Genomic DNA, 4276 nt, shown 5'->3' with positions numbered 1-4276 from the left:
AAAAACAAAAGAAATCATCTATGAATCTCAAAAACTGGTGGTTCAAATCGAGCGGGGAGACGGTTCAATAGGCTCTGGTTTCTTATACAATAATCAAGGTGACGTCATCACGAATGCCCATGTAGTCTCAAATGCGTCGAAAGTAAAAGTGATCACCGCCGATTCAAAAGAGATGAATGGGAATGTGATTGGGGTAAGTCGAGACACAGATGTTGCTGTTGTACGGGTTCCTGGTTTGAAAGGGAAAGAGCCTTTGCCTATTGAAGCTGAAGACGATACAGAACTCCTTGACGAGGTACTTGCGATGGGAAGTCCACTTGGCTTGCAAAATACAGTAACTCGTGGAGAGATTAGTGGGTTAAATCGGAATTTAGATATCGAACCTTTTGAATATAAGGATGTCTATCAAATCTCCGCTCCGATTTCCCCGGGAAATAGTGGTGGTCCGCTGATCGACGGAAATACAGGAGAAGTGATTGGCATCAATTCGGCAAAGCTAGGAAAAGAATCCATCGGTTTCAGCATACCGATTGCCGATGTGTTACCGATGATTAAAAACTGGACGACTGAGCCGATGAAGTCACTGCCTGATTTTCCTGAGCTCGCAGAAGACCAGCCGCAATCACCGGTAACAGGCACACCAGCGGAACAAGCATCCTATCTTGTGCAATATTTTTATGACAGCATCAACCAGGGGGACTTTGTCACAGCCTACTCGCTGTTAAGCAGCAGTCAGCAGGAGCAGATGTCGTTTGAAGAGTTCCGCTCAGGGTATTACAACACCTTATCAGTGACCATTGATAACCTGGTAGCGGATCCCCAAGAGGACGATGTGGAAGTGACGGTTTTCTTAACGGCAGAAGAAACGAAAGACGGGGAAGTCAAGGTTAAAAAGTATAAGGTAACGTACCCCGTCAAGTTTGAGAATAAATCACTGAAAATTTTCAAGGGAAATGGTGAAGAGCTGACATCTGAATCTAAGGAGGGTTGAAAGGAAACCCCAGAGATACCCTCTGGGGTTTTTTAGGGTTCTAGTCAATTCACCCAAGCATATATCAAGCAAGTATCATTTACTATAAGTAAGGTTCTTTCGAAAAGTATACATGTGTACGGTCGATCAGACTTAAAAGTATACAAGCTTTGAAAGGATCAAATTTGTATTATAAAGAGGGAGAAGTATGCCTAAGCTGATTGCGTTAGATGACGGACATGGAATGGAAACGTTGGGGAAACGTACCCCGGTTATACCTGAATTAGGACGGTCGATCAGAGAGAATGAGTTCAATCGGGCTGTTGTTAATTTTCTCAAACAAGAACTTGAGAGATGTGGATTTGACACGTTACTTGTGGCGCCGACGGATGAAGATATTTCCTTACAAAAAAGGACTGATTTGGCGAATGCAAGAAAAGCAGATATCTATGTAGCTGTCCACTATAATGCATATGATGGTTCATTTTCTGGACAAAACCCTAGTGGAATTGAAATCTATGTATATAATGGGGATCTAAATAGAGAGTCTGGAAAGTTAGCGACTGCTGTAGGGAAATATCTTCGTCAAGGAACAAAACAGAACTGGCGCGGAATTAAAGAAGCGAATTTCTATGTACTTCGTGAAACGAATATGCCAGCTATATTGACTGAAAATGGGTTTATGGATAACAAACAAGAAGCTTTGCTTATGATTGACGAAGATTTTCAGAGGGAAGTAGCGGTGGAACATGCAAAGGGGATTTGTGAGTATTTTAACGTTCCTTATATCTCAGCTTCAGATAATGCTGCGCAAACAGGTTTTAGAGATGTTTCACCTGATGCCTATTATGCCAATGCGGTAAAACGTGCAAAAGACCTCGGATTACTGAATGGATATCCAGATGGTCGATTCCTTCCGGACAACAGTTTAACACGTAAGGACTTTGCTGTCGCGCTCATGCGTTTGTATGACAAATTAAAATAAAGCGAACAGTCACTCCTCGCAAAAGGAGTGGCTTTTTGTTATCATAAATTCTTTTGATCTCACATCAAATGAATAAGAAGGCTCCAGTGGAAAGGGGGGTTCGTCATGCAATACTATCCTCAAATGAACAGGAACCACGGGGAAGCTCGTCTGATTACGGTCAATGGGATGGGAAAGGTGGCAGCAAGGCCGAACGCAGCGACTCTTAAATTTGGAGTGGAAACAAACGATCCAGAATTGCAGGTTGCTCAACAATCCAATGCAAACATTATCAGTCAAATTACACAAGCCTTGATTCAAGCAGGTGTCCCTGAGCATAATATTCAAACCGCCGATTATTACATTTTTCCTGAATATGATTACGTAGACGGAAAACAACAATTCCGTGGATACAAGGTCACTCATATCCTTTCAGTCACTGTGGAAGATATCAGTCAGACAGGCGCTATCATTGATTTAGCCGTAGCTCAGGGTGCGAACCGGGTCTCGAACATCGAATTCACTTTGAAAAATCCCGAAAAGTATTATCAGGAAGCGCTCCGGATTGCGCTCGGCCAGGCACTCGCGCATGCTCAGACGATCGCAAACACGATGCAGTTGAATTTGGATCAGACGCCAGTAAGAATCATTGAAAGAGGAATAAGCAATGTATCTCCCGTTCGGCCGACTCCAAAGGCAGAAATGATGGGTGCTGCTGCGACACCGATTGAGCCAGGAGAACAGGAAATCACAGCCAAAGTAGAAGCCCAGTTTCAATATTTTTCTTAAAACCGCTTATTCACAGGGCGGCTTTATAATATTGGTAAAGAAACCGTCCGTTATTTGCTTCTCATTATGAAAGAGGGAGGAAAGTTGGACGTGACGATGAAAGAAATTCCATATGACAAAAAAGCTTTCATCGAAGGGTACGAAACGAACAGGGTGCCTGTAAGAAAGACATTAAAGCAGATCTTTCATGGGGTATCATCTTGAAAAAGCGGAAGGGAGCTCCCTTCCGCTTTCCTTATGTAGGAGTCCCGTTTGCGCTAGACCTTCTTCTTTTTTCAATCGCATTGACACCCATAACAACGGAAATTAATTCTTCTGTCATAAGCGATCCTGTGTGATTCTGCAATTCATAAGCAGCCGATTGAAAAACCCCACTCACTTTCCGGAAGGTAGCTACCTCTGATCCATTCTTATCGACCATCGTATAATCCTTTGATAAAGCGGGTGATTCGATTTCCAGCGACTGACTCCCAGTTTCATAACGATAACGTTTCGTAAAAAAAGAAAAACTCGTCTTTACCCTTCCCAGCTCTTCTCCACCTCTGCGCTGAATGTTCCATTTGTTCGAAAAGATCGGAAAAGAACCTTGAACAACAATTTCCCCCTGTGCGTTTTCTACATCCACACTTGAGGAAAAAGCACTCTTTAGATTCAAGGCTCCAACCATTTCCTTTTGCCCATTGTATATATCTGTCCGGCCTGAAGAAAAGAAATTATCAGAAAAATAAACACATGATTCCATTTTCATCACTCCTTTGACTTCTTCTACGGACAAGCATTCAAAAATGTTTCAATTTGATAGAAAATTTACTGAATTTGGAGAAATGAATAGAACACGAACGAATATCAAAGCAAGCCTATGGAATGTCTGTAAAAAAGAAAGGAAAATGCTTTGACATCCTGTGTTTAATCCTGTAAATTAGCTTATGGACGAACGATCAATTAATACCGAATGGAAATTATTCGGTTTTTTAGAGGTGTTTACTATGGAAAATGTATTCGACTATGAAGATATTCAATTGGTTCCAGCAAAATGTATCGTGAACAGCCGCTCTGAATGTGATACAACGGTGACATTAGGAAACCATACGTTCAAACTACCAGTCGTTCCTGCCAATATGCAGACGATTATTGATGAGAAGATCGCGACTGCTTTGGCGGAAGGCGGTTACTTTTACATCATGCACCGCTTTGAAGCTGAAATGCGGAAAGATTTCGTGGAAGATATGAAAGCGCGAGACTTGATCGCTTCGATCAGTGTCGGAGTGAAAGCTGAAGAGTATGATTTTGTTCACCAATTAGCTGATGAAAATCTTGTGCCTGATTACATTACGATCGATATTGCTCATGGCCATTCAAATGCCGTCATTGAAATGATTCAACATATAAAAAAACATTTGCCAGAAACTTTCGTTATCGCAGGAAATGTAGGAACTCCTGAAGCGGTCCGTGAATTAGAAAATGCCGGAGCGGACGCAACAAAAGTTGGAATCGGTCCAGGCAAAGTCTGCATTACGAAACTGAAAACGGGTTTTGGAACTGGAGGATGGCAG

The 4276-nt window shown here is 42.2% G+C and carries 5 protein-coding genes; 4 read left to right on the top strand and 1 reads right to left on the bottom strand.

The window, feature by feature from the left end:
* The 3 genes from LD39_RS09330 to LD39_RS09320 all read left to right on the top strand — a co-directional run.
* On the top strand, positions 1–991 hold a 991-nt coding region (locus LD39_RS09330; RefSeq protein WP_035545503.1), incomplete at its 5' end, for a S1C family serine protease.
* A 187-nt stretch (positions 992–1178) separates the two neighbouring features.
* A complete protein-coding gene (locus LD39_RS09325; RefSeq protein WP_052158797.1) occupies positions 1179–1955 on the top strand; it encodes an N-acetylmuramoyl-L-alanine amidase in 777 nt (258 codons plus the stop codon).
* A gap of 105 nt (positions 1956–2060) precedes the next feature.
* Entirely contained in the window at positions 2061–2723 is a 663-nt protein-coding gene (locus LD39_RS09320; protein ID WP_035545502.1) for an SIMPL domain-containing protein, read from the top strand.
* A gap of 235 nt (positions 2724–2958) precedes the next feature.
* Here LD39_RS09320 and LD39_RS09315 read toward each other — a convergent pair whose 3' ends face one another.
* Positions 2959–3465, bottom strand: a complete 507-nt coding sequence (locus tag LD39_RS09315) for a hypothetical protein (RefSeq protein WP_035545501.1) — start codon at positions 3463–3465, stop codon at positions 2959–2961.
* A 244-nt stretch (positions 3466–3709) separates the two neighbouring features.
* Here LD39_RS09315 and LD39_RS09310 point away from each other — a divergent pair.
* The coding region (locus LD39_RS09310) for a GMP reductase (protein WP_035545500.1) at positions 3710–4276 on the top strand (567 nt) is incomplete at its 3' end.

The organism is Halobacillus sp. BBL2006, from assembly GCF_000786645.1.
In the GTDB taxonomy this organism is placed as follows: Bacteria; Bacillota; Bacilli; order Bacillales; family Halobacillaceae; genus Halobacillus.
This window is presented reverse-complemented; position numbering and strand designations above follow the sequence as displayed.

What these genes read in the sequence shown, in the direction of transcription:
- LD39_RS09315 (WP_035545501.1), bottom strand. Translation starts at nt 3,465, where the DNA reads ATGGAATCATGTGTTTATTTTTCTGATAATTTCTTTTCTTCAGGCCGG.
- LD39_RS09325 (WP_052158797.1), top strand. Translation starts at nt 1,179, where the DNA reads ATGCCTAAGCTGATTGCGTTAGATGACGGACATGGAATGGAAACGTTG.
- LD39_RS09320 (WP_035545502.1), top strand. Translation starts at nt 2,061, where the DNA reads ATGCAATACTATCCTCAAATGAACAGGAACCACGGGGAAGCTCGTCTG.